The following is a 25,453-nucleotide window of genomic DNA, read 5'->3' as shown; positions in this document are numbered from 1 at the left end:
GTCACTGCACCCCGTTCTTGGCGGCCCACGCCTTCATCGACTTCCACGCCTGAACCACGTCAGGATCCAGTCCAGGAGCCGGAGAAGGAGTGGGCGACGGAGGAGGGGTCGGCACCGGCGTCGGCTGCGGGCTCGGCTGGGGCACAGGGTTGGGCCGGCCGGTGAGCCCGGAGAAGTCCTGGCCCAGGGTGTAGAAGTCGAAGCCCTGGACGTCCTTGCCGGACCTGGGGTCAATCATGTCGGAGGTGACGATGACCCACGCCTCGTCGAAGTACTTCTTGAAGAACGCCCACGTCATCCGCTGTACGGCACCCCAAGTGACGCACTCCAGGCCGGTCGCGTCGTAGGCGCCGATGGTGACGCAGTGGCCACCCTCGATCTGGGCGCCCCTCACCACGTCCCAGGTCTCAGAGTTGTTGAACTGATCCATCGCCGAGCCGGGAAAGTTGAACCCGGTGTAGATCTGCCCGAACAGGTTGATGGCCTGCTTGACCTCGGTGACGTTGCTGATGTCGACCTTGGCGAACGCTACGATCTTCTCGCCGAGGAAGCCGTTCTTCTGCCAGTACGAGAGCACGTCCTGGCACAGGGCACCCTGGTCCGTCGGGTTGTTCCCGCTCGGGCCGGCGTTCGGGTCGAACCCGGTGACCGCCGAGTACAGGGCAAGAGCGTCCTGATCCGTGACCGTGAGGGCTGTGCGCTGGTTGATGTAGACGTCACCGATGCGCTTGTGGCCAACCCCGGCGCACGTGCAGTCACCCCACTGATCGTTGGCGAGCATCCCCCAGTTCCCGGCCGGGACAGGGGTGAGCCAGTCCGAGGACGCGGGCGGGGCCGGAAGTTCCGGGGCCAGGTAGGCGCCGAACTTCAGGTGAGGTCGAGCGGGCTCGGCCGGCAGGCGGCCGCCCTTGAAGACGAGGTTGCGGGGCATGAGGGCTCCGAGGGCATGAGAAAGCCCCCGACCAGGCGGTACGGGGGTTGTAGGGGTGGTGCAGGTCAGGGCTTAAAGCGGTCCGGTAGCTGGCCCTCAACATGGAGGGCGTGCAACTCGGCGACCTGGGCGTGGGTCTCGGCGACCTTCTTGCCCAGGCGCTGCTCGGTCTCGGCGTGCCGACGGTCGACGTGCCGTCGCAGCGCCAGGTGTTGGATGAGGAAAGCGGGGGTGACGATGATGAACTGCGCCTCGACATTCCCGGCGACGTCGTTCCAGTGCTCCAGCAGCAGGTAGACATCGAGGGCCACAAGCGCGAGGGCGACAGCGATCCAGCGGGCGCGCATGCGAGCCTCCCCTATCTCGGCGAAGGCGATCCCCACCCACACGCAGGGGCCTGGGGTCTTCGGGTCAGTTCAGTTGCGACACGCCCGAAGGCGGCCATGCCGTGCCCGTCGGGTAAGTGACGGCGGCGACGGAGGCGAGCGTTGTCGGGTCGGACGGCGTGAGGAAACAGTTCGACACGTACAACAGAGCGCTGCCCGGCGGGGTGCCTTGTTCGGCAACGGAGACGTTGGCGTAGGCGGTCCCGGCAGGCGCCTGGGCGATACGGGTCACGTTCGTCCAGGTGTTGGCAGGAAGGGCGGGCTGCCAGTAGTAGTAGGTGATCTGGTTGTGCTGGGCGTCGATGAAGTTGATCGCCAGCCATGCTTGGGCGTAGCCGACGGGCGAGTAGTACCAGGCGTTCGCCGTGTACCACTGACCGCCCGTGGCGGGAACGCTTTCGGAGAAGGCCGCTGCCTGGCTGCTCACACCATCGGGCGTGAGCAGGCCGGAGAAGGAGAAGCCGCCGTGGGTCTGCGCGTTGGACTGGGTGAATGTGCCGCCGCTCGCTGTCCACGGCGAGATTCCGCTGGTGAATGTCGGGTTGCTGTTCAGCGGGTCCTGGGGAAGCTGGGTTCCCTCACACACTCCCAGTAGCCGTCCGCGGTAGTCGTAGACCATCGTGGACGTTCTCGCGGCGCGGTTGATGCTGGTGCTGTTGCTGCCGCCCGGGTCTTCCCAGGTGCAGATGGGCTGGCCGCCTGTGGTTTGGTCGTAGATGTTCGCCAGGATGGCGAGGCCGCCTCGCACCGTCCATGGTGGGCCGGTGTAGCGGGCCCCGTACTGCCAGTTGGACGAGCTGCACAGCACCTCGCCTAGCTTCACGTAGTTGTTGGCGTCGCCGCCGATCTGGTGGAACAGCAGGTGGTAGGTGCCGCCGCCTGTCAGTCCGCTCGCCGGGAGCGGTACGGGAATGAGGGGCACCGTGTTGAGCGTCTGCGTGTTGCTGAAGCCGGCCGCGGTCAGCCCCAGGCTGATCATGGTGTAGGTGCCGTCACCGTTGGAGAATCCGCCGGTGGGCAGGTTGCCCGAGTTGCCGTTGATGAGCTGCTGCTGCCACGCCCCCAGCCCATCCGCTGTGACGGTGAGGGACTGCATAGCCCGGGTGAACGTCGGCGGCGTCCCGTTCACCGAGTTGCCGCCCATGATGAACACGCCGGAGTCGGTGGCGAACGTGCTGTTTTCGATGCCGCCGACCCCCACAGGGAGGGACGGTCCGGTCTGCCAGGTTCCGAGGCTGCCGTCGGCGGCGATGTTGGCCCAGTAGACGCTGGTGAGACCTGGGCTGGTGCCGGATGTGTGGCCGCCGATGACGATCAGGGTGTTCCCGATGATTGCCGATCCGGCGGCGAACAGGGCGGTGGGGAGCGCCGGCCCGGTCTGCCAGCTCTGGATCTGCCCGTTCGATATCGAGGCGTAGCTCACCGTCGACACGGGCGACCCAGCACCGGAGGCGGTGTTGCCGCCGATGACGTACACCGTGCTGTCGTTCCAGATCTCCACCGCTGCAAGGTCAAGCCCTGCGGGCAAGGTGGCCTGCGCAGACCAGGCGGAGATGACCCCGGTGTTGCTGTCCCAGCTGGCCGTGTAGACCGTGTTCACGAAGGAGGATCCGGTGTAGCCGCCGGCGACGACAACCGTGTCCACGCTGGCAGCGACGCCTGCCCCGAGCAGGCCCTGTGGCAGTGAGGGCTGGGGCATTGCGGCGGCGGGGCCGGTGGCACTGAGCTGGATGGTGTAGACGTACGGGGTCGAGTTGCCGGTGCTGGAGTCCGTGCCGCCGAACATCAGCAGGTACTGGCCGTATGAGGCGGTCGATGTCGAGGTCAGCAGGCCAGCGGCCGAGGAGGACGTAGTCCCCCAGGGCGCGTTTGTGTACGGGCTCGTCTGGAGCGTGTTGTTCGCCGGGGTGGCCAGTGCTCCCGCGCTGGGGAGCCCACCTGACGCCCCCAGGTTCGCAATCTGTGATGCCGGCACCACTGCGGAGGAGAGCGGGCTGGACAGATTCGGGAAGCCTCCGCTGTCCGGGTAGAGGGTGACCTCCAGGTCCGCGCCATTGCCGACGGGCGCCAGGGCCACCTGGACATGCCCGATCGCCGTGGAACCGCCGGGCAAAGTGAACGGCCAGTCGACGTCATAGACGTCGAGCGTCGAGCCGCCGCCGACGTTCTGCACCCAGAAGAAGGCTGTGCCGTAGGTGCTGGTGAGCGCGCCCGGGGCGACGATCAGGTTCCCCTGATAGACGGGGGTGACCCCGTGAACGGCGAGGAACTGATCGATCTGCGCGGCGTGGTTCGTGGCCTCCAGGTTGCCGGGCAGACCGTTCTCGGCGGCCTTCCACGTCGGGTTATACGCCACCCCGGTTCACCCCCTCAGAGATGCAGCCACTTGACGGTCATCGAGCTGAAGAACGGGGCCGTGGCGTAGGTGTTCAGGGGGTTGCTGGTGTCCTGGTAGATCTGCACCTGGAAGTAGTCGCCGACATTCGCCGGCACCTGGAACACCGGAGAGGCGACACCCATCGTGGTCGTCATCGCCGGAAGCTCCTGCTTGGTGCCGTTGATCTGGGAGCCGTTCTGCTGAGCGTAGTGCTGCCGAGAGCCCGTGTTGTTGGACGACCAGGCGGTGAACCAGCTGATCTCGTACGTGCCAGCGACCTGGACGGTGTACCGGCTGGAGTTTCCGCTGGACCAGCCTCCCCAGACATCCCCGACCGCCACGTTGAACGTCAGTGGCGTGTAGGCGCCGCTCCCGACGGATTGTGAGGCGTTCTGGTAGAGGAACGCGCCCGGCTTGTTCATCAGGAACGCTGTCTGCGCGGCGGTGAGGACTTCCAGAGTGGAGGCCACAGCCGGTCACCTCTCCTTAGTTGATCGACGTGACAAGGCCGTTGGCCGAGGAAAAGCCGCGGTACGTCTGGACGTAGCCGGACGCAGTCTGGCCCGAGGTGTATGCGGCGTAGGCATTGACCAGGCCGGTGGAGCTGCGGCCGGTCCACGTCCACCGGGCCCCCGAGTCCTCCCAGGTCGCCGTCTGCTGACCGGTGACCGTCTGGTCGTACACCTGGAAGATCAGGCCATAGGTCTGAGCCGTCCACGACGTGCCGTTCGCGGACGTGGAGGCTCCAGAGGTCTGGTTGCTCTTGGCCCAGTTGTAGGAGTACGTCGCGTTCCCGGCCGACGCCACCACAATCCAGTACGTCGTGGACGCCGAGAGCCCGGTTACCGGCGTGGGGACGACGATGAGCGTCGGCGCGTTGAACACGTACTCGGCGGTGACCGTGGCCGACACCAGCGCGGTGCCCGACGGGGCCCCGGAAGCGTTCGCCTGAATGCTCACCGTGGTCGGGCCCAGGTTCGCGCCCGCGCTGATGTTCGCGGCCAGTTGGATGACCACGTAGCCGATTGCGGTCTGCCCCACAGCCGTTGTGAACGACTGGGCGAGCCACGTGCCGTTCGTGGACACGTTCCCCGACCCGACCGTGGACTGTACGGCCCGCTGCGTGCCGGTGTAGAGCACCTGCATCGCGTGAGTGCCGAGGTACTGGTTGACGTGCGCCGCGAGCGGTGCCTGCCCGGCGGTGGCGGACTGCCAGGCGGGGGTCCCCGTCATCAGCTGAGCCCGGCCCAGATCGACAGCGACGACGACGTGAGGCCGGACATGGTGATGGTCGCCGGCATCGTGGTCTGCCCGGTCGGCCCGGTCGCGTGGACGAGGGTGGCGCCCGTCGTGTTGGCGTTGTAGACCGCACCGGAACCCGGCGAACCGTACAGGGTCACGGGAGTGGTTCCCACGGAGAGGACCGCCACGAAGTACACGCCGGGAGAGGTCGGTGTGAAGGCGCTGGTGAAGGCGGCCGTCTTGACCCCGGTGGACCCCCACGTAGTGGTCTGGTCCGCGGTGACGGCGACACGCGTGCCAGCCGCGTTGTACAGGCCGATGAGGTTGTCACCGCTCGTCAGCCCGCTGCCCGCCGCCTGCACGGCGACGAGCACGTTGGAGACCGTGGCAGTGGTCGGCAAGTAGATCTTGTGCAGGTTGATCGTGCCCGACGCCACCGGATAGTTCGAGTTGATGACGTTGGGGTCGAAATTCCACGTGATGAGGCCGTTCGACTGGAACGGGTTGTCCGCCCAGGCCAGGTTCGTCAGGTGCCCTGCGGTGTCCCGCTGCAGCGGCGAGGTGCCGTTCACCGCGTAGACCACCGTGCCGCCGGTCGGGTTGGTGGTCGGGGCGGTGGTGATGTTGGTGAGCTGGAGTTCCCCGACGCCGTTGTCGCCGAGGACGGCTGTGCCGCCGACGACGAGGTTTCCATCGAGGATTTCAACTGCGGCATGCGCAGTGAGCGGGTTGGTCACAGACAGGGTGCCGACCGCGGTCCGGGCCAGCTGAACGTCCCGGTTGGTAGTGCCAGGGCCGATGGACACAGTGCCGGAGCCCAGGATCCGGATGCGGTCGAAGGCGTCCGTGCCGCTCACGTTGCCGGCCAGGATGGTGTTGCCGGCCGCGGTCGGCTGCAGTGTCACCGGGCCGACAAGAGTGACGGTTCCACCCGTGATGACGGTGGTCGTGCCAGCAGCGTAAGAGGTGGCCGTCACCGTGGAGCTTTCGAGGACGACGGCTGTGGAGCCGGAGTCGACCTGGATGGACGCAGTGGCACCGGCCCCGGGGGCGTTCTCCTGGATGCTCTCGATCGTCGCGGCGACGGTCGACCCGGTGGCGTAGAACGCCTTGGCCTTGTTGATGTTGCTGTAGCAGGAGTCGATCGTGTGGACCGTGCCGCCGGAGATTTTGAAGCCGCTGCCGTCCTGCCCGTTCGCGGCGACGATCGTGTCCGCGCCGCAGCCAGTGATGGCGTTCGCCGACCCACCGCTGATCGTGTAGCCGCCGCCGCAGCTGAAGGCCTTGCAGCCGTTGAGGGTGGTGTAGTTGACGTTGGTGAGCTGGAAGCCCTGCTGCGTAGACGCCCCACCGGTGATGAAGCAGTTCGTCAGCGTGTTGCCAGTGCCACCGCTGAGGAAAATGCCGTGGCCGCCGACGCTGCTCACGTTGACGGTGTTCAGGCTGCAGCCGACACCGGTGACCAGCTCGAATCCATGGGATCCGAAGCCGGAGATGGTGACGTCCTGGAAGGAGCAGGAGTTGACGTTCGTCGACCCGCTGTTGGCTTCGATCAGGACGCCGATGCCTGAGCCCGAGCCGGGCCCGGTGATCGAAAGGTTCTCGATCGACATGTAGTTCAGGGTGCTCGGGTTGTACGTGATCGCGTTGGCGGTCGTCGACGTCTGGTTGATGACGCTGACGTTCTGGCCGACGCCGAGGAGGCTCACCCCGTTGGGTAGCGTCAGCGCAGCACTGATCTTGAATGTGCCTGCGGGGAAGAACAGCGTGCCGCCACCCGCAGCCGACACGCCGTTGATCGCGTTCTGAAGCGCGGTGGTGTCGTCCGTCGTTCCGTTGCCCGTGGCCCCATAGTCGTAGGGCGTGGCGTAGCCGACCAGGTAGGGCACGTCAGTTCACCCCCGTCAGTAGGCCGCCGCTGTACGTCAGAGAGCGGTTCGAGTACAGGTAGCTTGATGAGCCGTTCTGTGCTGCCGTGAACTCGGTGATCGTGGCGGGCAGGCCCTGCGCGTTGTAGGTGAACTGCGTCCACCGCTGCCCGGTGTCGTCCACGAGCATCGTCGGCAGCACCCCCGACCCGGCGTTGTCGTACACCTGGTAGACCAGCCCGTAGGAGGAGGCCGTCCAGGTGACCCCGTCCGAGGACGTCGACGAACCGGCGATCTGATTCGACTGGTGCCACACGTAGTACTGGGAGGACGTCCCCACCGGTGAGATCACCAGCTGGTAGAACGTGCCGGGCGTCAGCCCGGTGGCCATGAGGGGCAGCGTCACCCAGTAGGGCGCCGAGTAGATCCACTCCTCATTCACGATCACGCTCGCCAGCGCGCTGCCCGTTGGCAAGCCCCCCAGGTCCGCGTACAGGCTCAGCGTCAGAGGCGGGATCACAGCGGACGTCGGCGAACCGCCGACCGTACTGAGCTGGATCCGTACCTGACCGATCGCGGTCTGGGCGCCGCCGGTCATGAACTGCTGCGCCAGCCACTGCCCAGCCGTCGTCTGGTAACTCGTGCTCGCGGTGGTCTGTGACGCCTGCACCGTCCCCGCACCGTAGGCCACGAGAGACGTGTGGGCGCCCAGCAGCTGGTTGACCTGGCCGGCGTTCCCGGGCTGGCCGCTGACGGCCGCGGCGTAGGCGGGGATCTGCGACATGGCCTCAGCTCCCCGAGATGGCGAAGCTAGCCTGCAAGATCAAAGTGTCCGTGGTCAGGAACGTCAGCACAGGGCTGAACGCCCAGTGATCGAGCATGACGCCAGAGCCGAGGACGCTGGTCGCGCCGGAGAACAGCCCGGCCTCAGTGATCGTCAGCGTGCTCGTCGGCGATGGGAAATAGAAGAGCCACGTCGTCTGCGCGTTCAGCGATGCCGTGGCCGGGGTGGAGCCGCCAGCGCCGACGGTCTGCCGGGCGTATTCCGAGAACAGGGCCGTATCCGACGCTGCGACGGTGCCGTTGCCGGTGCCGATCGCTCCGAACAGCGGCGTCAGGAACGTCGGCGAGGTGACGCCGAGGTTCGCGGCCTGGTCCTGGATGCCGGCCCAGACGAGGGCCGCGGCGAACGCGGTGAGCCCGTTCGTGCAGGTGATGTTGTCGCCTTCGCGGCGCTCTCGGACGGTGCCGTCGGGCCGGACCGTGGTGACGGACAGGCGGCCGTGGATGTTGAATCCGCCGCCGTTCGGCCTGGTCATCCCCAAGTGAACTGCCCCCACTGTCCCGAGTCGTACGTCGCTGCAGTGACGTTGAGCGTGGCCGTCACGGTGTCGATGGCGCCGAGGGTCTCGTCGGTCTCGCCGAAGTTCCCGAGGCCGTTCACGGTCTGGTCCTGCTGCTGGCCGTTCTGCTGGTTCAGCGTTCCCAGCACGTCGACGAGGTTCATGGGCCGGAACACGCCAGGCACGATGCCTCCTCAGAGTCGGACGGCGGTGATCTGGCACTGCCGGTAGCCGCCGGCGACGAAGGTCACGGTGTTGCCGATGACGATGAACTGGTCCCAGACGCCCCACTGATTGTTCTGCACGTCCCGGACCAACGTGTTGCGGATCGAGCACGTCTGGCCGGAGCGGACCCAGCCAAGGAAGTCCTCGCCGCAGGTGAACGTGATCCGCTCGACCGCGTCGGCGTACTCGGTGCGCTGCCGCATCGCACGGGCGAGGGCCATCGGCACGGTGGTCAGCGAGGTGTCGTTGATGTACTCGGTGAAGACCCCGCCGTTCGGGCCCGTGTACTTGTGCTGGGAGGCGTAGTCGTTGGCTGCGGCAGTGACGGGAACGAGGTAGTCGTACCAAATCTTGAGCACGACACCCGGGCCCGGTGCAGCCCCGGTGGTGACCAACGACCACTTCCCGATCGAGTCCTGAATGACCTGCCACGTCGCATTGCTCGACGCGCCCGCGTTCACGGTGGTCACAGACTTGGACACGCCGCCCACGTACAGCACCGGCTGGTTCGTGACCGTGTACCGGAGCGGCCACGCCGTCTGGTAGCCGTTGCCGACCCACGTGTCCGTCGGTTTGCTGTGGGCCACGGAGCCGTAGGTGATGGACTGGTTGGCGCCCTGAACCAGGATCCGGTTCCTGACCGAGGTGCCGTCCCATTCGTAGCCGAACTGGTTCTCCGAGTAGATGTGGCCCTCGGTCGTCGAACCGTTGGTCGCGGTCGGGATCGTCGTGAAGGTCACCCCTGAGGAGAGCGCGGTGGTGGCGTCGTAGAAGTGCACACGACGGTTCTCATCGACATACCAGCCATACGGTGTGACCTGCCCGGCCAACGTCGCCAGCCGCCGCCACGCATCCGACAGCGTGGTGTAGTTGAGGACGAAGGATGCGAGCTGCGGGCCCGGGGCCACGTAGCCGCCGTGCGATAGCTGCTTGGCGGAGATGCCGCAGTTCGCCTGCGCCGTGAGCGACACGATGATCTGGTCCACCGTCTGCCCGACGTACGTGCCGTGGACGATGGCGTTGTCGGCATAGAACGTGTAGTCCGTGCAGTACAGAGTCCATTCGTTCCGCGTCGGCGACGTCGCATCCTGCACCGGCTTCGTGACGACCCCGGCGAACAGCGTCTGCCCGATCGCGTTGTCGACCAGCTTCACCTGCGAAAACACCGGGATCCAGAAGTGCGGCGTCGACACGAACTCGTCGACAAGCGGGAAGATCGCGGTGTCGCCCTGCCGGCCGAAGTTCTGCGTGATCGTCATCTGAGCCTGGGCCCCGGACCAGGCCAGGTACTGGGTGTAGTCCGTGGACGACCCGCCCGGCGGTGTGATCGTAAACGTCAGGTTGGGGGTGGCGACCACACGTCACCCCCGCCCCTGTGCGCGTGCGATGAACCCCGCGGCTGGTCACTCACCCGCGGATCCTGACGCCGGCCGCCGCAAGGGCGTGTGGAATCTGCTGGCTAATCCGGTCGGCGAGCTTCTTCGTGTCGGCGTCAGACAGGATGTAGTTGCCGTGGATGTCGATGACGACCGACGGCGCGCCCCCACCCGCAGCACTGCCTCCGACCAGGCCCGGTGTGCCCGTGAATGCTGGCACTGCGGTGCCGGTGACCGTCAGCCCGGCCGAGAGGGTGCCTGCGGCCGTGCCGGTGACTGCCTTGGCCAACTGGTTGGCTGCGGTCGCCACCGTGCTCTGCGAGCCGAGGACACCGTTGGCGAGGCCCTGGCCGACCATCTGACCGGCCCAGTGCGCCCACTTCGACGGCGAGGAGATCCCAAGCACCTTCAGGACAGGGCCGGGGACCACGGACTTGATCCAGCCCGAGATCTGGCTGTACAGCCATGAGCCCATTGAGGCGATGCCGTTCCACAGCCCTTCGACGAGGTTGACGCCGACACCGACCAGCCACGATCCGGCTCCGGACAGCAGGCTGAGGATGGTGTGCGGCAGGTTCTCGAAGAATCGGACAACCGTGCTAATTCCGGATGAAACGGCGTGACTGACGGACGACATCCAGCCTGCGAACATCGAGCCCAGGTGGCCAAACCAGGCGATTCGAGCCTCGATCGATCTGACCTGGGACGCGACGAAGCTGACGAACCAGTGCCAGAGCCCGGTCGATATGGCCCGGACCATCGCCCAGGCCGACTCGACCCGCCCGACGATACTTGCGAACGCGTGTTCGATGAAGTGCAAGCCAGCCTCGGCAGCACCCTGGATGTCCTTCCAGGCGCCCTTCCAGAAGTCCCGGAACGACTTGAAGTGGTCCCAGCAATAGATAAACGCCCCGACCAGGGCCGCTATTGCGATGATGATCAGCGCGATGGGGTTTGCTTCCATCACCGTGTTGAGAATGCCCATCGCGATGCTCATCAGTTTGATCGCGCCTGCGATGGCGACGAACGCACCCACACCCGCGAAGATCAGCATCACCAATTTCTGATGCTTCTGAGCCCATTCAGCCAGCGGCAGGAGGATTTTGTTGACCTCGGTGAAAATCTTGGTGACCATCGGCAGCAACGCCGTGCCGATCGCGATACCCGTGCTCTGAATCGCGGCCTTGGCCGAAGCCATCTTGAAGCCCAAGGTCTGCTGCACCTCGGCGAAGCCCTTGACCTTGCCGTGAGCGTCAGCCGTGGACTTGGACATCGCTTTGATCGTGTCGTTGGTGTCCTTCATATTCGCGCCGACCGTGGAGAGCGCCGCGTTCGCTCCCGGCGCCGTACCCATCAGCCTCTTGAGCGCCGCAGCGAACTCAGGCGTACCCTCCTTGCCCGCCTTCGACGCCGCCTCGGACAGGTACTGCATAGCGTCCGTCAAGCCGTTCGGGCCGTGCAGCTTGGACTTCAACGTGTCCGCCGAGACCCCAAACTCGTCAAACGCCTTCTTCATCGGCGTCGTCGGGTTGAGCAGGCTTCGCAGCGCCTGCGCGAGATTCTGGCTCGCCCTCGAGGCGGTGAAGCCATGGTTCGTCATGTTGGCGAGCGCGGCTCCAACGTCATTGAAAGAGATGCCGGCTCCGGATGCGGCGGGAACGATCGACGCGAACGCAGCGGAGAAATCTTGCAAATTGGTCTTGCCGTGCGCCACAGCTGTGATCATTTTGGAGGTGACGTCGGCCGCCGCCGACGCCTTCATGTGGTAGTCCTTCAGGACGTCCGTCAGCGCTTGCGCCACGGTCGTCGTGTCCGCGCCTTCCGCCGCCGCACCCTGCGCCGCCGCCTTCAGCACCGTCAGACCATCGGCGGCGTGGTAGCCGGCCGCCTCCACGTAGTACATAGCCTTCGACAGGTCGTCCGCCGAGACACCTACCTGCCCAGCCATCTCCACCATGCCCTGACGGACCATGTTCAGCTTGTCGTTCGTCTCACCGGCAGACGTGACTAGGCGGGTTGTCGACGACTCATAGGTCCTTGCCGCTTTGATCGACTCGTAGCCGATCGCCGCCACCGCGACACCTGAGTACATGGCCGCCTTCTGGACGCCGGCCATCACGGCTTTGCCTTTGGCCATCACCCCGCTGAACCGGCCCTGCGCGGCTGCGGCCTCATCGGTCTTCGCCGCCGATGCCGCCGCCGTGTCCGCCTGCACCCTCTCCGCGTCGGTCAGCTCCCCGGACGCTACAGCCGCCCGCTTCTCCGCCACTGCCAGCGCATCAGCGGCCATGACCACGTCCGCGCGCGTGACAAGAGCTGCCTGCTCCTTCTGCGCGGCCGTGAGTTCCTTCACGGCGAGCGCGGCCCGCTCGTCGGCCATCTGGACAGCCTCGGCCGCCCGGCCCAACTCCGCCTCGGTAGCTTCGGCCTCCTTCGCCGCCGCCAGCTCGTCCTGCGCGACTTTCAACTGCTGCGCCGCCGCAGCCGCACGCTCCTCGGCACCGGCCACCTTGTCGGCCGCCGCCGCCAGCGATTCCTCGCTCGCGATCGAGCCCTGTGCCTCGAGGAGCGCCCGCTCCGCCTCGGCCTGCCGCTCGGTCGCCGCAGTCAACTTGTCCCGGGCCGCAGCCAGGCGGGCGTCGGCAAGCTCCACCGCGTCTGTACCAGACGCGGTCTGCAGGAGAGCCTCGTCCGTCCTGGCGCCAGCCTCCTCCGCCGTCCCCGCCATGCGCTGGAGCGACTCGGAGAACCTGCCGACCGCGCCCTCGGCCTTCTCCAGCTGCCCGGAGATCCGGTCGCGTGCCTCCAGTACCGCAAGGACGGTGAACATCTCAGCCCCGGCCACTGTTCGCCCTCCTCTGCTGCGCCTGCTCTTCGCGGGTGATCAGCTGGATGTAGAGGAGGTAGTCCTCGACCTCACGCCACGGACGGGTCTCCAGGTCCTGACGGCGCAGCCCCAGGCGCTGCCACAGCTGCTGCTCCGCCCAGAACGTCCCCAGGCTCGGTGGCCCCTCCGTGCCCATCCGGATCGCCCCCGAGGCCCGGCTCAGGAAACTGGGCCCGCTCCCGGGCCGGCTTCGGCCCGTTCAACTCGTCGACCTCCTTGAAGATCTGGTCGAACACCGATGCGGGCAACCGGGCAACGTTCTTGCGCTTCACCGGCTCGGGGGTCAGCGGCCAGACGGTGCCGTCGTCCTCGTCGAGGTTCCAGGCCGTGATCGAGGCCACGACCATCTCGGTGTGGAACGCGGGCATGTCCATCTGCGCGCTGCCGCGGCCGTTCTGGTCGAACACCGGCCCCGACGAGAGGGCCTTCTCGGCACGCTGCTTCTCCACGATGGAGAGGCACTCTTTGATCTCGACCCAGTACCCGCCGCCGAGATCGATCTTGCGGGTGTCCGAGTAGGCGGACAGAAAGCCCATGAGGGTGCTCCTGAGGGTGCGGGCATGAAAAAGGCCCCGGCCAGGGCGGCTCAGGGCGTCGGGATGGAAGGTGGCTCAGTACGCCGTATAGACCGAGTTCACGACCGTCGCCGAGATCGTGTACTGCGAGGCACCGGACAGGGGCCGGGAAGCCTCGTAGGTCAGCGACGACATGATCACGTCCTCGGCCTTGAGGTCGTTGGCGTACTTGCTAAGCGCGATCTGCGGCAGGTTGATCGTGATCGTGCCGCCGCTCGACGGGTGCGTCAGCGAGAACGTGAGCGCCCCGAGGGTGTTGTTCTGCATCCGGTTGAAGTCGCCGTAGGTCGCGTCGTTCAAGCTCGACCACACCAGGTCGATCGTGCCGTTGACGTGCAAGTTCACCGGCGTGAGGAACGCGGGCCCGTGGTTGCCGAAGGTGTACGTCTCCTTGATGCCGTTCTCCACGGAGATGGCGACGTTGCTGGCCTCAGCACGGGACGATCCGTAGATGGTCAGTGCCGCCTCGGCGAAGACGAACGGCGCCTCATTCACCACCGAGATCGGGGTCGGGTTGTTCAGGATCGCCACGGACTGGGCCATCATGTCCGCCGTGATCTCCACGGGGCTGTTGCCGACCGGCGCCTTGATGTCGAACTTGTTCGCGCGGCAGCCCGCGAACTGGAGGCTCTGGAAGCCACCCAAGTTCTTTTCGATGGTCAGTGACGGAAGCGTGTTGGCCTGGCTGATCGTGTGCGTGTACGGGGCGACCACACCGATCACAGCCACACCTGAGATGTGACCGTAAGTCAGCGAAGAGTCCAGGGTGAACGTCGTACCACTCACGGTGATCTTGCGGCACTCGGAGGTCGTCGTCGTCCCCGAGTTCACGTCGATCTGCACGACCTGCCCGGTAATGAACCCGGAGGCGGACGCCACAGTGATGGACGTAGCACCGGCCGAGACGGTACCGCTCAGCGTGGTGGACCCAGACCCGACAGTGCCTGTAACCCCAGCCCCGGGCGCCGCATCCGCACCGATGGAAGCGACCATCAACGCCATCGCATTGGACGGAAAGATCGGCCCGGTGATCGCTCCGGCGAGCTTCTGCTCACCCTGGAGGTTGTAGATCTGCTTGTCCCTGAAGCCCTGCATCAGCGTCGGGGAGAACCAGCCCGGGTCGACCTCCATCGTGTTGGCGGACACCGGCAGGAAGGTGGTGGGGGTCGTCGCCTGGCCGAAGCCGGGCTCCTTGGCCATGCCGGTTGCGGAGCGCGCACCCGACTGCTCTTGGATCGTGGGGTACGGCATGGCCTACTCCTCGGGGGCCGCGTCAGCGGCGGGCTCGGTAGTCTTCGACGCCTTCCGCGACCTCACCGGCGCAGGCTCCGGCTCGGGCTCGGACGGTGCTTCCTCGATGTCGGCGCGACGCAGCCAGCCGTCGGCCAGGTCGTCGGACACGGTGAACTCGTCGCCCGGCTCCAGCTCACCCGCCTCGACGAAAGTGACCGGCCCGGCGCCGATGTAGCGCAGCCTCACGGCTATTCGCCTCCTAGGGCTTCGATGGAGATCTGCCTGAACCGGCCCTTCAGCGCCGGCAAGAGCGGCTTGATGGCCCGCTCGGGGAACTTGTTGGCCTTCGTGCCCGGGTGGTTGACGACCTGGGCGAACACGTCGCCGCCTGCGCCCTTCCAGTGCAGAGCCTTTGCCGTGCGCGGCCGGATCTCGTGCGGGCGCGTCCCGTCGAGCACGTACTTGGCGTACGGCACTTCCGTGTAAAAGGTGACCGTCAGGCCCGACGCGTTGAGCTGCTTGTGCTTGATGGACTCCCGCAGCCGGCCACCGTTCTCCTTGGCGACCGGCGCCTTGTCCTTGAGCGCACGCTCCACGAGCGGGGTGACCTCAGCACCCCAGGCCGCGGCGATCGTCTTGAACCGGTACGGGCCGGCCAGTCCACGCTTCGGCCGCGACACCTTGACCTGGATACTCACCCTTGCACCGCCTCACGGACGTCCATCGCGATGCGGCAGGAGTAATAGACCATCCGCTGCGTCGCCGGAGCGTGCACGGGCGGGTACTCGATCTCCCAGTCCTCGCCGACCAGCAGCACCTGGGAGACCACACCCGTGGTCGAGTCCTGGATCTTCGTCGGCATCTCGGCGTTCCATAGCTGGGCCAGCACCGCGTCGATCAGTAGCGGGAACTCCTGGTCAAGCTCGGTGTCGTCCGGGTTCGCGAGGTAGACGAGGTAGATGTCGATCGTGTGGTCGATCCACCGGTAGCCGCCCGTCTCCGGCTCGTTGGGCTTGGCCCGCGGCATCGTCTGCCGGTGCCCATGCTGTCTGCCGCCCCACACGTACGCGCGGGGCCCATCGAGATCCTCGACCGTTGGTGGGGTCACCCACGCCGTCAGCGTCTGCGAGCCACCCGTAGGGCTCGGCACCGGCGTACCGTCGAGCAAGCCCTGAAGGTACCGCTGCACGGAGTTGAGCGGCACAGCACGTCACCAGGTCTTCGGGGCGTTGACGGTCCGCACGTGAGTACCGCCCTTACGGCCGACATGGAAGTCCTTCGCCCTCTTCGTACGGGACTTGTGGACGATGGCCTTCTTCGCGGCGTGGGCGGACCGACGGTGACCCCAATGACGTGCCATGACATGCTCCTTCTCGTGGAGGCCGTCATGCGAAGTGACAGCCTCTAACTCGCCAGTTGCTTCTTCGCTGCACGTTTCTTGGCCGCCCAGCGATCGTGTCGCGCACGCGCACAGGCTCGGCAAACTCTCGCGCCCTTGGGATTGATATAGGTGTTGGCCGTGTCGAATGGGTGGCCTTGATTGCAGTGCGTCTTGGCGGCGTTCACTCCGTGAGGAGAAATGCCGCGAGCGACGTTGGTCCAGTGCTCGACGGCTTCAAGGTGATCCGGGCGCACACACGCTCGGTTGCGGCAGAGATGATCCCGTTCGTGCCCTTCGGCGATCTCGCCTTTGGCCCAGGTGTAGGCGACGATGTGTGCTCGCTCCTGGCGGCCGTCTAGCCAGAACGCCCCGTAGCCCTCGGCCAATCCACCTGTCCATACCCAGCAGGGGCCGAGTTCTGGGCAGTGCTCTGGGATAGGGCCGTTCTTGTCAACCCTCGACCAGAAGCGTTCCTGTGGGGTCTGGTCGCGGTCCTGCTTGATGGAAAGTGCGTCGCCATACTTGGCCCACCGCTGGTAGTGCTTCCCGCACATTCCACGAGCGACGGTTGTTCGGTCGCAGCCCTCGACGTTGCACGTCGGCTTGAGTCGACGCCCATACGGCTTGAGCACGATCGATGGGTCGCCGTGCGACCTCCACCGCTGGTAGTGCTTCGAACAGAATCCGTGGCCGGTTACGGGCTCTTCGCAGTCGTTGACGGTACACATCGCCATGAGAGAATTGTAGCAATGGTGGAGGAATACCTCTCATACAATTCTGCGAAATGGCTCGAGCAACACTTCGTACTCGGTGATCAGGTCCTCGACGCCCTTGCCACCGGTCGTCTCCGACCCGGGGATGTTCTGGATCGACACCGATGTGATCCCGGACTCCAGCGCCTGTGCCGCGGCGGCCAGCACCGTGGCCCACAGGACGCTGGCCGGTAGCGCGGAGACCACCGTCCCGGCCGTGTGCGCAGCGGACAGGGGCGCAGAGAGAGTGACGGTGCCTGGGCCCGTCTGCGCGGTGCCAGCGCCGTTGGGGAGCTGCATCGGTGTCGTCGCGGCAACCGAGGTGACCGAGACCGGCTCCGTGGATGCGCCGTCGTAGACGAAGCCGGCCGCTCCGGCCCAACCGGTCACATCGTCCACGCTGATCGTGGTGGCCCCGGCCGCAGCGCTGGCCGTGAGGCTGCTGTGCGGCCAACCGTTGGTGTAGCTGACCAGGATCCGCTGCCCGTTACGGCCGTACCAGTCCACGATGTACCCAGGCGCGACCAGGATCGACGACCCGCCGTCCGGCATCGTGGCCGAAGCGCTGTCGGTGTACTGATTGATCAGCGGGTGCAGGATGTCGTACTGGCCCGCAGGAACCGTTGACCACGCCCTCGGGAAGGTGCGGTTTGACGACGTCTGAATCGCCAGGACCTGCGTCACCGGCCAGCGCCGCATCACCAGCAGCCCGTTGCCCGTGCCCTGTTGGATCCCGACCCGCGGCGCGCCCGGCCCCTGTAGGTACTCATTGTCGACCGTGGACCGAAGCACCTGGTTGCAGTACGCGTCCACGATGGACGTGGCACGCCAGCAGATCGAGGTGACTTCCGCCATTTGCTCCGGAGTCCCACCAGACTTGGGCTGCGGAATAAGCGACCACGAGACGCCTGTAGGGGCGTTCATCAGCATCTGCGGGGTCACGTACGGCGTTCCGAGGGTCATGCCTTCACCCCCTCACGGCCAAGCTACTCAGTGCTTCCGGCTACTCGGCGGTCTTGGGCGGTGGTGCGGTGCGCTTCGAGGCGCGCTTGGCCGGGGCTGGCTTGGACTCAGCCGGATCTGCGAGCGCCTTCGTGGCCTGCGCCGCCTTCACAAGCTGCTCAACGGCACCAAGCAGCGTCGCCGGGTCCTTGCGCCGCTCCAGCTCCTCGTTGATGAGGCGGTGCTGGCGTTCGACGTCGGTCTCCCACAGCGGCTGACCGTTGACGCAGAAGCCGTGGAGCTGGTCGGAGAGTTCGTTGGGGAAGTCGAAGCCGCCGTCGGCGTTGGCTTCGATGTGGCCGTAGGTGGGGTCGTCGAGCGCGGTCGCGCCCGTGCGCGAGTAGAGGCGCATAGCGTGCTCCTTGAGGGTGTCAGGGAATGCGAAAGGCCGAGAGCATCGGAGCCCTCGGCCTTCAGTGGTCTTGGTTCGGTCAGGCGCGGCGCACCTTGCGCAGACGCAGGTTCTCGGAGCGGGTGACTGCCTCAAGATGAGACGGGTTCACGCAGTGCCGAACGTGACAGGTGTGATGCACGTCGTGCTTCTCGGGTATCGGGCCGTTGGCAATCTCGTAGGCGTACCGATGCGCGTCAACCATTTGGCCGTGCCTCAAGCCAAACCGCCCATAGCCGGTATGCCGGTTGATCCCCGCTATCCACAACCAACAGGAGTCGGTCTTCTCAACCTTCTCCCAGAACCGCTGCTCTGCCGTCCGCTTCGACGGCCGCTCCACACTCGGGTCCTTGAGCCACCTGCGGTAGCACGGACGACACAACGTCCGCTTGTAGATCGGCTTGTCACCGCCACACTCCGTACACCGGTCGGGGCGGGGTGCCTTCGGTGGTGGAGGCGGTGCCTCGTGCACGTACCCCCAGAAGGCTCCTTGGTCACCGCGTCGGATGTTCTCGCGCGGGGTCACGGGCTCCAAGTGGCTCGGCCGAAGGCACTCGCGTCGCCTGCACAAGTGGTCGAGGTGCTTCCCCGCCGGGATCGGGCCCACCAGGTACTGGTAGGCGATCCGGTGGACGAGCTGCGTTCCGGCCTTACGGCCGCCGAAGTTGCCGTAGCCGGTGACCGAGTTAATGTACCCAGTCCAGACCCAACAGGGTCCGAGGTCGGGACGCTGCTCCGGTATGGGGCCATCCTTGTCGACCTTCGCCCAGAACCGGCGCTCGCGCGGTTCCGTTGTCTCGCCGTATCGGCGAAAGCGGTCTCCGTGCGTGCCGCACATACCGAGGCTTCTGGGCTTGCTGTCGCAGCCATCGACGCTGCATGTTGCGCCTTGCCGAACGTACCGCTGGACGGGGTGCAGCGGGTCGCCATGGTCCTGCCAGCGGGCGTAGTGCATCTGGCACCAGCCACGCCCGAACTTCGGTTTTTCGCAGTCTTTGACTGTGCACACGCCGCCGGTGCGGACGGTCATGCTGGCCCCCTGTAGAGAGAATCGACTCTCTACAGGGTACCAGTGATTGCCCGTCAAATACACTGTCGCTCAGAGCATTTATGCAGCTCAGAGCACCCTCTAACTAGGCGACGTTACTCATGACCGCCATCGCTACGGGAGCCCTATTAAGGAAAGCGCTGACAGTTCTGAGCTCGAATTCTTTTCGAGGGCCTCCGCCTGCGACGCCGGGGTTGCGGTTGATCCCGTAGTCGAACTGGGCGGTGTCGCGGAGGGTGCGGCACTCGAGGACGGAGCTGATGTTGGCCTGGGGGAACGGGACCCTGTCGGTGCGGGCGATGATGGTGCCCGGGGGGAGGGAGGTGTGGACCTCGATGGGCACGGTCACGCCGCCGGCGGGGGCGTTGACGATCTCACCGACCCGGCCGCCGGCGGTCACGGAGACACGGCCGCTGGTGTCGGTGTTGAGGTAGGTGGTCGCCGAGGAGGATCCGAGGATCAGGTTGGCGATCTCCTGTGCCTGCGCCGCGTTGACCATGATGGCGGTGGGGCTGGTCTTGACCTGGTTCCACAGCGGGAGGAACAGGTTGGCTTCGATCTCGGTGATGGTGCCGCCGGTGAGGGTGAGCGCCGCGCCGTCGAGGCTCTTGAAGATGGACGGGTTGGCGGTGCCGGTGCCGGGCTGGACCCACTGGCCGGAGCCGTTGTAGTCGCCCGTCAAGCTCGCCATGAAGCCGTCGTAGTCGGCGGCGTTCGCGGAGCCGTTGTCGGCGGAGGTGTTGATGGTCGGGACGCCGGCGCTGCCCTTCCAGTTGGTGGAGAGGTCCGGCAGGTTCGTCGGCAGGGCCTGGTTGGAGGCGATCGTCTGCGTGATGGTGACGCTGTTGGTCGACGTGGTGGTGTAGTAGTACCAGGTCGAGCCGTTCGCGCTGTAGAACCAGTCGTAGGCGACGGCGCCGCGGACGGCGGTGACGGTGGCGGTGACCGAGTTGGTCGAGCCGGAACCGAAGGTGCTGATGACGCTGCTGGTGCCCTGGGAGTTGCCGGAGCCGTAGTAGTAGCCGGAGCCGGTGCGGGCGGCGACGCCGACGTACAGGCTGACGGCGCCGATGGTGCCGCCGGTGGCGTGCTGGGTGACGACCGGGGCGGCCGGGGCGGCGAGCGCGAAGCTCTGGGCGCCGAGGAGCTTGCGGTCCTCGGCGATCAGCAGCTGGTTCAGCACGTTGAACGTGGCGACGGCGTAGGGGTCGGCGTAGCCCTTGGCCAGGTCGTAGGCGTCCTGGGTGACGAGGCCGGCGTAGGCGAGGGGCTTGTAGCGGGCCTGGAAGTCCTGCTCGTTGAACGACACTTCGTTCGCGGCGTAGTCGAACGCGACGGCCGGGTCGGGCTGGGACTTGGTGATGTCGAGGATGGCGCGCCACACGGCGTAGGGGTTGCCGTCGGGGGACGCCTTGCGGGCGACGATGTCACGGAAGGGGGTGACGACCGGAATGAGGGTGACGAGCTCGGAGAGGTCGTAACTGTAGATGCCAGTCGTCTCGAGGATGCCGCTGGTCTGCGCCTTGGCGATGGCGGACAGGGTGTCCTTGGTGACGTTTTCGAGCGGGTTACTCACGGATGCCTCCTGGGCATGCGAAAGCCCCCGGCGCATCAGCGTCTCGGGGGCTTGGGTCTGGAAGAGAGAGGGCGGCTATCGCCGCTGGTGGATCGCCTGGAGCGCTTCGATGGCGCGGCTGTTCATCTCCGTGGCGGCCTGGTTCTGCTCGGCGGCGGTGCCGCCGTACAGCTGCTTGCGCAGCTCGGCTGCCTTGGTCACGTCGACGTTCGCGTTCGCGCCTCGGTCCTGGCCACGCAGTTGGTCACGCGGCGGGACGGCTCCGTTGGTGAACACCTTCGGCTCGGCGGGCTGCTCTTCCAGCGTCCCGATGCGGCCCTTCAGCGTCTCGACGAGTTCCGCCAACTCCAGAACGGCGTCACCAACCTTGGTGACCTGTTCCGTCTGGGTGGCGCTGTGGGCGTCGAGTGCCGCCTTGACCAGATCCGTGATGCTGCTCTTGAGTACGTCGTCCGAGGTGGCGTTGTCGGTCTTCTCGGTGGGTTCGGTCTTGGTGACGTCGTCGTCGCTGGGTGCGGCGTCGGCGGGGGTCCCGACCTGGTCCGCGGGTGCGGGATCCATGTCGGAAGTCTCGGGGGCGCCGTCGTCGGCGCCGTCGGTGTCGTCGTCCGTCGGGGCGTCCTCGCCGTCGCTGTCGTCACCGTCGTCGTCGGATTCGGCACCGGCGATGCGGGTGATCTTCTCCGGGTCGACGATGCCGACGAGGCGGCCCTTCTGGTCGTAGACGGCGACCATCTCCTTCTCGCCGTCCGCCTTGGCCATGTCGGTGACGGGCAGTCCGGCGACCGGCTTCGGCTCGTCCTGCTGGGCGCCCATGGCGGGCTCCTCTCCGGACTGGCGGGTCACGTCTTCGGACGGGGTCGGCTGGGGCATGTCGGCCTCCTCGTGGGCGGTCTTGGCGACCGGCCGGCCGCTCTCCTCGTCGGTGGTGGGTGCGGTGGGCAGGGACGCGAGGACCTTCTGGAGGGAGTCGACGGCGCCGCGGATGGCGGCCTCGTTCGCGGAGGACAGCACGCGCCCGGCCTTGGCGACCGCGCCGAAGGCCTCGATGGTGTCGAGCTCGGTCGGGTCGAAGTCGGCGAGGGCCTTACCGACGGCGGCCATCTCTTCGCCGCAGTCCGCTTCGGCCTGCTCGGCGACCGCGAACGGGGCGAGGACGCTGATGGCGTAGTCGATGGCGCAGCAGGCGTCCTGGAGGTCGTACGCCTGGTACTCGTCGTCGGGGTCGGCGCCGGACGCGGCTTCCATCATCTCCCGGTCCGAGAGGACATCGATCGCCGCCCGCGCTCGGGCGAGGATGCCGGTCCACTTCCGGGCGGTGGCCGCGTCGATCGCCTCCCACGCAGGCGAACCGGGCGTGGTCGGGTTGCCCGGGGCGCCGTCCTCGGGGTCGGCCATGATGGTCATCGGGTCCATGTCCTCGTCGGCCACGGCGCGCTCCTTCTTCAGGCTGCCGTTGGCCGCCCAGTTGTCGGGGATCATGCTGGTCGCGCCCAGGGCCTTGGCTCGGGCGACGATGTGCCTTCGGATGGCGTCGTGGTCGGCTCCCCCGCGACCCACGGCGTGGATGGCGTTCTCGAGGTCGGCCCGGTCGGCGATCGGGTATGAGCCGTCGCTCATCGCCGCGCCCGAGGAGGCCATGCGCTTGCGGTCGGCGGTGTCGTGCTTCGCCTTCTCGACCGGCTCATCGAAGTACCGCACCTGGACACCGGTCGGGAGCCACGGGCTTGTCCGCACGACCGTGTCTTCGACGGATGTCTTGCGGACGGCGGCCTCATGGATCATCCGGGCGATGGCGCCGGGACTGCCGGTCATGGTCACCGTCTCCTCGGCCTTCTCGACGGGCTCGGGCTTGCCGATCAGGTCGCGGACGAAGGAGGGTTCCAGCAGGCCAGCCTGTCCGTCGGCGGCCTGCTTGGCGATAAGGAAAGTGGTGCCGTTCGCGGCCTTGTCGACAAGGTCCACGCGCGGGATGTCGGCGTCGACGAGCTCGGTGAACTCGTCCTCTGCAGGGGAGGTCATTCGCTGCTCCGTCGGGTGATGCGCCGCGCTTGTCCCTGCGGCGAGAAGCCGGTGATCCGGCCGGACTTGTAGAGCTGCCAGGAGCGCTCGTCGAGGATCGCGCCGATGAGCCAGTCGCCTTTGCGGACGACCGTGCCGTTGCCGAGGTCCCAGTCGTCGCCGCGCCAGATGTACGACTCCACAACCGTGGCGGCCCCGACAGTCTGGTCGGGGCCGTGGAACAGGCCGACCTGGGCGCCCTTCTGGAGGAATCCCCAGGCGGCTTTCTCCAGCTCGGCCTCGGTGAAGTAGTCGCGTCCGCCATCGGCACCGCGCTTGATCCGCGGGTCCGGGCCCGCCTGATACGCGATGCCAAGGACGTACCGCTGCTCATCAGCCATGCGACCCTCCTTCGACCGTGAGGCGGCAGCCGCAGTTCGGATGGGCCGGCGGGGCGTCGTGCCCGCTGGGGAAGGCCTTGGTGACGGGGATGTAGCCGGCTGCGGCGTTGGCGTCGCACACGTCGCACGCACTGTCGTCGGGAACCCACCGGTGCCGCTCGGTGGCCTTCTCTACCGGCTGGCAGCCGAGTGCGGTCATCACGTCCTCGATGGCCTCGAGGAGTTCGGGCCGTACCGCCGGGTTGCCGGGGAGCTGGGCCGGATCCCACCAGGCGATCGATTCGACCTGGTCGCCGTCGGGGTCGTCAGGGTTGCTGACGGTGTCGCGGCAGCCGTTCGTGAGCACGCAGCTTTCGTCCGGGACGGTCCAGACGATGCCCTGGTAGATGCCGTTCGGGCTGGTCCAGGTGCCGGTCTTCTCCCCAGGTGGGGGGATGCAGCCGGTCTCCTCAGCCCACTCCCGCCAGGCGCCCTGGAGCGGGGTCTCGTCCCCTTCAAGATGGCCGCCGGGGAATTCCCAGAAGCCGGCTGCCGGGTCTTCGTCGTCCAGCGCGCGCTGGAGCATGAGGACCCGGCCGGTGTCCGCGGCACGGACTGCGAGCCCGGCAACCGCCACTTCGCCCGCGGCCTTGCGGATGGCGAGCCGGCCGCCGTCGTTGAGCCGGTGGGCCTGGACCGGGTCGACGTGCCGGAACGCGAAGTCCCGCCAACGTCCGTCCCGCCGGCGAGCCTTGCGGAAGGATCGGAACGCGGCCAGCTCGCTCTTGACGAGCTGCTCCTGGTCCTCGTCCGGCCCTTCGTCGTCCTCGTCACCGTGGTGGCCGACGAGGTCGTAGGAGGTGATCCCGGTCTCGGCCGTGATACCGGCTGTGGCGCCGCCGGCCTCGCCGTCCTTGGCGACAGACTGCGCCGCGTCCGAGGACTCGAGTTCGTGGCGGCTGTACACCTGGTAGGCGTCCAGCGCGGCCAGTGACTGCTTGGCGTCGGTGGTGCCCGCCTCCGGGACCACACCGGGCGGCGGGACAAACGGCTGGTCCAGGACCTGCTGGTCCTCTGCCGGCCCGAAGGTCTCCGGGTCGACCTTGCCGGCGACGCCCTCGATGGACAGGAGCGGCACCGGGCCCAGCCGGGTCGTGGAGAAGAACCGCGGCGTCGGTCGGCGCGGGTCGCCGGGCAGGCCGAGGAGCTTCTCGCGGCCTTCGTCGGCGCTGGCCATGCCGGACTCGATGTAGATCTTCCAGGCCTGCGCTTCCTGCAGGCGGTCGTCCTTCTCCTGGCCGGTGTCGAAGGAGAATTCGATCGGAAGATGGAGGTCGTCGCGGAGGAAGTGCGTGAGGATTCCCGCGATGTGGGCGACGAGCGGCAGGTCGCCTACCCGGTGCTGCACGTCGCCTTGGGATTCGCCGCTGCTCTTGTTGACGTTCTCGGTGAACCCGAGATCAGCGGGCACGACGTGGAACGCGGCGGCAGTCTTCCTCATCAGGAAGAGGCTGAAGGCGTCGGTGAAGTCCTTCTCGTTCGACCATTCGACCTTGCTGCCGCCGGGGAGCCATCGGATCTGGTTCTTGACGGCCTGGTCGCCGAGCATCATGGCGTCCCAGGTTTCCTGGAAGTTCTCGATCTGCTGCGGCGTCCACGTCTCCGGTGCGGAGGCCAAGGCGTGCGGGATGTTTCCCTCGGTGAATCGCTGCAGGAAGTACGCCTGGAACCTGAGGTCGGTGTTGGCGTTGAGGAGGATCGTTTCGAGCGGCGCGGTCCCGTAAGGGCTGTTGGGGCGCGGCCTGAACGGCTCGTAGATCAGGTCGTTCGTGGTCAGCCAGTTCCAAGGCAAACCCTGGGCATACTGCACGAATCCCTCGGCCGGGGCCTGGGGGGTGCGGCCCCAGTAGTCGAGCAGCGGCGCGATGGTCGTGCCGTCGACGACGGACAGGCCGATGCAGTCACCGCGCCGGTTCCGCAGCCGATACAGGCATCCCGCATCGTAAGCCAGGATGTCGTACAGGTACTTCGCCAACCATGCGGCGAACGGTGTCTGGCCGTCCGGCTTCTCCAGGACTTGCAGGCCGGCTTCGATGGCCGCGTCCGCGTCGCCACTGAATCCGCGGGCCGGGACGAGGCTCCATTCCAGGGCGCGGATGGAGTCGATCCGGTGCCAGATGCACATGCTGGCGATGTCGTAGGACTCGATCAGGCCCTTGAGCGTGTCGAACGCGACCCGTTCGTGGGTGCGCGGCCGCGTCGCGATGTTGTAGCCGGTGGTGAAGTCGCGGCTGCGGGGGGTGCGGGAGTAGCCGTCGTAGGGGCCGATCGGCTCGCCCGGGGCGAACGGCTTGGTGGGGCCCAGGCCGACCGCTTCGCCGGCTTCCTGCATCTGGGCGGGTGCCGCCTGCGTGCCGAAGGCCTTGCGGAGGAGTGCGAGGCGGTCACGGACGCCCATGGATGCGGCCCCCTCTCGGCT

25 protein-coding genes are annotated in these 25,453 nt (G+C 66.9%); all 25 read right to left on the bottom strand.

Annotated features, from left to right (window positions below):
- Nucleotide 1: 1 nt before the first annotated feature.
- The 25 genes from ACFC8N_RS42995 to ACFC8N_RS42875 all read right to left on the bottom strand — a co-directional run bounded on the left by ACFC8N_RS42995 (nucleotide 2) and on the right by ACFC8N_RS42875 (nucleotide 25,432).
- Nucleotides 2–931, bottom strand: a complete 930-nt coding sequence (locus tag ACFC8N_RS42995) for a hypothetical protein (protein WP_376295128.1) — start codon at nucleotides 929–931, stop codon at nucleotides 2–4.
- 65 nt (nucleotides 932–996) lie between these two features.
- The gene (locus tag ACFC8N_RS42990; protein ID WP_376295126.1) at nucleotides 997–1,278 is read right to left on the bottom strand and encodes a hypothetical protein; all 282 of its coding nucleotides are present in this window, start codon (nucleotides 1,276–1,278) and stop codon (nucleotides 997–999) included.
- Between the two features lie 64 nt (nucleotides 1,279–1,342).
- On the bottom strand, nucleotides 1,343–3,673 hold the full coding sequence (locus tag ACFC8N_RS42985; RefSeq protein ID WP_376295125.1) for a hypothetical protein: 2,331 nt from the start codon (nucleotides 3,671–3,673) through the stop codon (nucleotides 1,343–1,345).
- A 14-nt stretch (nucleotides 3,674–3,687) separates the two neighbouring features.
- On the bottom strand, nucleotides 3,688–4,164 hold the full coding sequence (locus ACFC8N_RS42980; RefSeq protein WP_376295123.1) for a hypothetical protein: 477 nt from the start codon (nucleotides 4,162–4,164) through the stop codon (nucleotides 3,688–3,690).
- A gap of 16 nt (nucleotides 4,165–4,180) precedes the next feature.
- Entirely contained in the window at nucleotides 4,181–4,927 is a 747-nt protein-coding gene (locus tag ACFC8N_RS42975) for a hypothetical protein (protein ID WP_376295121.1), read from the bottom strand.
- On the bottom strand, nucleotides 4,927–6,825 hold the full coding sequence (locus tag ACFC8N_RS42970; protein ID WP_376295119.1) for a glycosyl hydrolase family 28-related protein: 1,899 nt from the start codon (nucleotides 6,823–6,825) through the stop codon (nucleotides 4,927–4,929). The genes ACFC8N_RS42975 and ACFC8N_RS42970 overlap by 1 nt, the downstream gene beginning before the upstream one ends.
- Nucleotide 6,826: 1 nt before the next feature.
- Nucleotides 6,827–7,588 (bottom strand): hypothetical protein, encoded by a 762-nt coding sequence (locus tag ACFC8N_RS42965; protein WP_376295117.1) that lies wholly within the window; start codon nucleotides 7,586–7,588, stop codon nucleotides 6,827–6,829.
- 4 nt (nucleotides 7,589–7,592) lie between these two features.
- Nucleotides 7,593–8,123, bottom strand: a complete 531-nt coding sequence (locus tag ACFC8N_RS42960) for a hypothetical protein (protein ID WP_376295115.1) — start codon at nucleotides 8,121–8,123, stop codon at nucleotides 7,593–7,595.
- Complete coding sequence (locus tag ACFC8N_RS42955) at nucleotides 8,120–8,332, bottom strand: hypothetical protein (protein ID WP_376295114.1); 213 nt, start codon at nucleotides 8,330–8,332, stop codon at nucleotides 8,120–8,122. The genes ACFC8N_RS42960 and ACFC8N_RS42955 overlap by 4 nt, the downstream gene beginning before the upstream one ends.
- A gap of 9 nt (nucleotides 8,333–8,341) precedes the next feature.
- Complete coding sequence (locus ACFC8N_RS42950; protein ID WP_376295113.1) at nucleotides 8,342–9,631, bottom strand: hypothetical protein; 1,290 nt, start codon at nucleotides 9,629–9,631, stop codon at nucleotides 8,342–8,344.
- A 148-nt stretch (nucleotides 9,632–9,779) separates the two neighbouring features.
- On the bottom strand, nucleotides 9,780–12,593 hold the full coding sequence (locus ACFC8N_RS42945; RefSeq protein ID WP_376295112.1) for a phage tail tape measure protein: 2,814 nt from the start codon (nucleotides 12,591–12,593) through the stop codon (nucleotides 9,780–9,782).
- 71 nt (nucleotides 12,594–12,664) lie between these two features.
- Nucleotides 12,665–13,171 (bottom strand): hypothetical protein, encoded by a 507-nt coding sequence (locus tag ACFC8N_RS42940; RefSeq protein WP_376295111.1) that lies wholly within the window; start codon nucleotides 13,169–13,171, stop codon nucleotides 12,665–12,667.
- 75 nt (nucleotides 13,172–13,246) lie between these two features.
- Nucleotides 13,247–14,461 carry a phage tail tube protein gene (locus ACFC8N_RS42935; protein WP_376295110.1) on the bottom strand — a complete coding sequence of 405 codons (1,215 nt, stop codon included), beginning with the start codon at nucleotides 14,459–14,461 and terminating at the stop codon, nucleotides 13,247–13,249.
- A 3-nt stretch (nucleotides 14,462–14,464) separates the two neighbouring features.
- The gene (locus ACFC8N_RS42930) at nucleotides 14,465–14,689 is read right to left on the bottom strand and encodes a hypothetical protein (protein ID WP_376295109.1); all 225 of its coding nucleotides are present in this window, start codon (nucleotides 14,687–14,689) and stop codon (nucleotides 14,465–14,467) included.
- A 2-nt stretch (nucleotides 14,690–14,691) separates the two neighbouring features.
- Nucleotides 14,692–15,123, bottom strand: a complete 432-nt coding sequence (locus ACFC8N_RS42925; protein ID WP_376295107.1) for an HK97 gp10 family phage protein — start codon at nucleotides 15,121–15,123, stop codon at nucleotides 14,692–14,694.
- A gap of 14 nt (nucleotides 15,124–15,137) precedes the next feature.
- Nucleotides 15,138–15,611, bottom strand: a complete 474-nt coding sequence (locus ACFC8N_RS42920; protein WP_376295106.1) for a hypothetical protein — start codon at nucleotides 15,609–15,611, stop codon at nucleotides 15,138–15,140.
- 42 nt (nucleotides 15,612–15,653) lie between these two features.
- A complete protein-coding gene (locus ACFC8N_RS42915) occupies nucleotides 15,654–15,803 on the bottom strand; it encodes a hypothetical protein (RefSeq protein ID WP_376295104.1) in 150 nt (49 codons plus the stop codon).
- Nucleotides 15,804–15,847: 44 nt separating this feature from the next.
- Nucleotides 15,848–16,558 carry an HNH endonuclease signature motif containing protein gene (locus ACFC8N_RS42910; RefSeq protein ID WP_376295103.1) on the bottom strand — a complete coding sequence of 237 codons (711 nt, stop codon included), beginning with the start codon at nucleotides 16,556–16,558 and terminating at the stop codon, nucleotides 15,848–15,850.
- Nucleotides 16,559–16,591: 33 nt separating this feature from the next.
- A complete protein-coding gene (locus tag ACFC8N_RS42905; protein ID WP_376295101.1) occupies nucleotides 16,592–17,539 on the bottom strand; it encodes a hypothetical protein in 948 nt (315 codons plus the stop codon).
- A 40-nt stretch (nucleotides 17,540–17,579) separates the two neighbouring features.
- On the bottom strand, nucleotides 17,580–17,930 hold the full coding sequence (locus ACFC8N_RS42900) for a hypothetical protein (RefSeq protein WP_376295100.1): 351 nt from the start codon (nucleotides 17,928–17,930) through the stop codon (nucleotides 17,580–17,582).
- Between the two features lie 79 nt (nucleotides 17,931–18,009).
- A complete protein-coding gene (locus ACFC8N_RS42895; RefSeq protein WP_376295099.1) occupies nucleotides 18,010–18,999 on the bottom strand; it encodes an HNH endonuclease signature motif containing protein in 990 nt (329 codons plus the stop codon).
- Between the two features lie 103 nt (nucleotides 19,000–19,102).
- Entirely contained in the window at nucleotides 19,103–20,593 is a 1,491-nt protein-coding gene (locus ACFC8N_RS42890; RefSeq protein WP_376295097.1) for a hypothetical protein, read from the bottom strand.
- 75 nt (nucleotides 20,594–20,668) lie between these two features.
- Nucleotides 20,669–22,615, bottom strand: coding sequence for a hypothetical protein (locus tag ACFC8N_RS42885; RefSeq protein WP_376295096.1), 1,947 nt, complete (start codon nucleotides 22,613–22,615; stop codon nucleotides 20,669–20,671).
- Nucleotides 22,612–22,995 (bottom strand): XkdF-like putative serine protease domain-containing protein, encoded by a 384-nt coding sequence (locus ACFC8N_RS42880; protein ID WP_376295095.1) that lies wholly within the window; start codon nucleotides 22,993–22,995, stop codon nucleotides 22,612–22,614. The genes ACFC8N_RS42885 and ACFC8N_RS42880 overlap by 4 nt, the downstream gene beginning before the upstream one ends.
- On the bottom strand, nucleotides 22,988–25,432 hold the full coding sequence (locus ACFC8N_RS42875) for a phage portal protein (RefSeq protein ID WP_376295093.1): 2,445 nt from the start codon (nucleotides 25,430–25,432) through the stop codon (nucleotides 22,988–22,990). The genes ACFC8N_RS42880 and ACFC8N_RS42875 overlap by 8 nt, the downstream gene beginning before the upstream one ends.
- Nucleotides 25,433–25,453 lie beyond the last annotated feature (21 nt).

It is taken from the genome of Streptomyces sp. NPDC055966 (assembly GCF_042269865.1).
GTDB lineage: Bacteria > Actinomycetota > Actinomycetes > Streptomycetales > Streptomycetaceae > Streptomyces.
The sequence above is the reverse complement of the archived record's forward strand: the minus strand, read 5'-3'. Positions and strand labels throughout refer to the sequence as shown.

Coding starts and splice junctions, on each gene's coding strand:
- ACFC8N_RS42995 (WP_376295128.1), bottom strand. CDS start 931: ATGCCCCGCAACCTCGTCTTCAAGGGCGGCCGCCTGCCGGCCGAGCCC.
- ACFC8N_RS42990 (WP_376295126.1), bottom strand. CDS start 1,278: ATGCGCGCCCGCTGGATCGCTGTCGCCCTCGCGCTTGTGGCCCTCGAT.
- ACFC8N_RS42975 (WP_376295121.1), bottom strand. CDS start 4,927: ATGACGGGGACCCCCGCCTGGCAGTCCGCCACCGCCGGGCAGGCACCG.
- ACFC8N_RS42965 (WP_376295117.1), bottom strand. CDS start 7,588: ATGTCGCAGATCCCCGCCTACGCCGCGGCCGTCAGCGGCCAGCCCGGG.
- ACFC8N_RS42960 (WP_376295115.1), bottom strand. CDS start 8,123: ATGACCAGGCCGAACGGCGGCGGATTCAACATCCACGGCCGCCTGTCC.
- ACFC8N_RS42950 (WP_376295113.1), bottom strand. CDS start 9,631: ATGACGATCACGCAGAACTTCGGCCGGCAGGGCGACACCGCGATCTTC.
- ACFC8N_RS42940 (WP_376295111.1), bottom strand. CDS start 13,171: ATGGGCTTTCTGTCCGCCTACTCGGACACCCGCAAGATCGATCTCGGC.
- ACFC8N_RS42935 (WP_376295110.1), bottom strand. CDS start 14,461: ATGCCGTACCCCACGATCCAAGAGCAGTCGGGTGCGCGCTCCGCAACC.
- ACFC8N_RS42915 (WP_376295104.1), bottom strand. CDS start 15,803: ATGGCACGTCATTGGGGTCACCGTCGGTCCGCCCACGCCGCGAAGAAG.
- ACFC8N_RS42910 (WP_376295103.1), bottom strand. CDS start 16,558: ATGGCGATGTGTACCGTCAACGACTGCGAAGAGCCCGTAACCGGCCAC.
- ACFC8N_RS42905 (WP_376295101.1), bottom strand. CDS start 17,539: ATGACCCTCGGAACGCCGTACGTGACCCCGCAGATGCTGATGAACGCC.
- ACFC8N_RS42900 (WP_376295100.1), bottom strand. CDS start 17,930: ATGCGCCTCTACTCGCGCACGGGCGCGACCGCGCTCGACGACCCCACC.
- ACFC8N_RS42895 (WP_376295099.1), bottom strand. CDS start 18,999: ATGACCGTCCGCACCGGCGGCGTGTGCACAGTCAAAGACTGCGAAAAA.
- ACFC8N_RS42885 (WP_376295096.1), bottom strand. CDS start 22,615: ATGACCTCCCCTGCAGAGGACGAGTTCACCGAGCTCGTCGACGCCGAC.
- ACFC8N_RS42880 (WP_376295095.1), bottom strand. CDS start 22,995: ATGGCTGATGAGCAGCGGTACGTCCTTGGCATCGCGTATCAGGCGGGC.
- ACFC8N_RS42875 (WP_376295093.1), bottom strand. CDS start 25,432: ATGGGCGTCCGTGACCGCCTCGCACTCCTCCGCAAGGCCTTCGGCACG.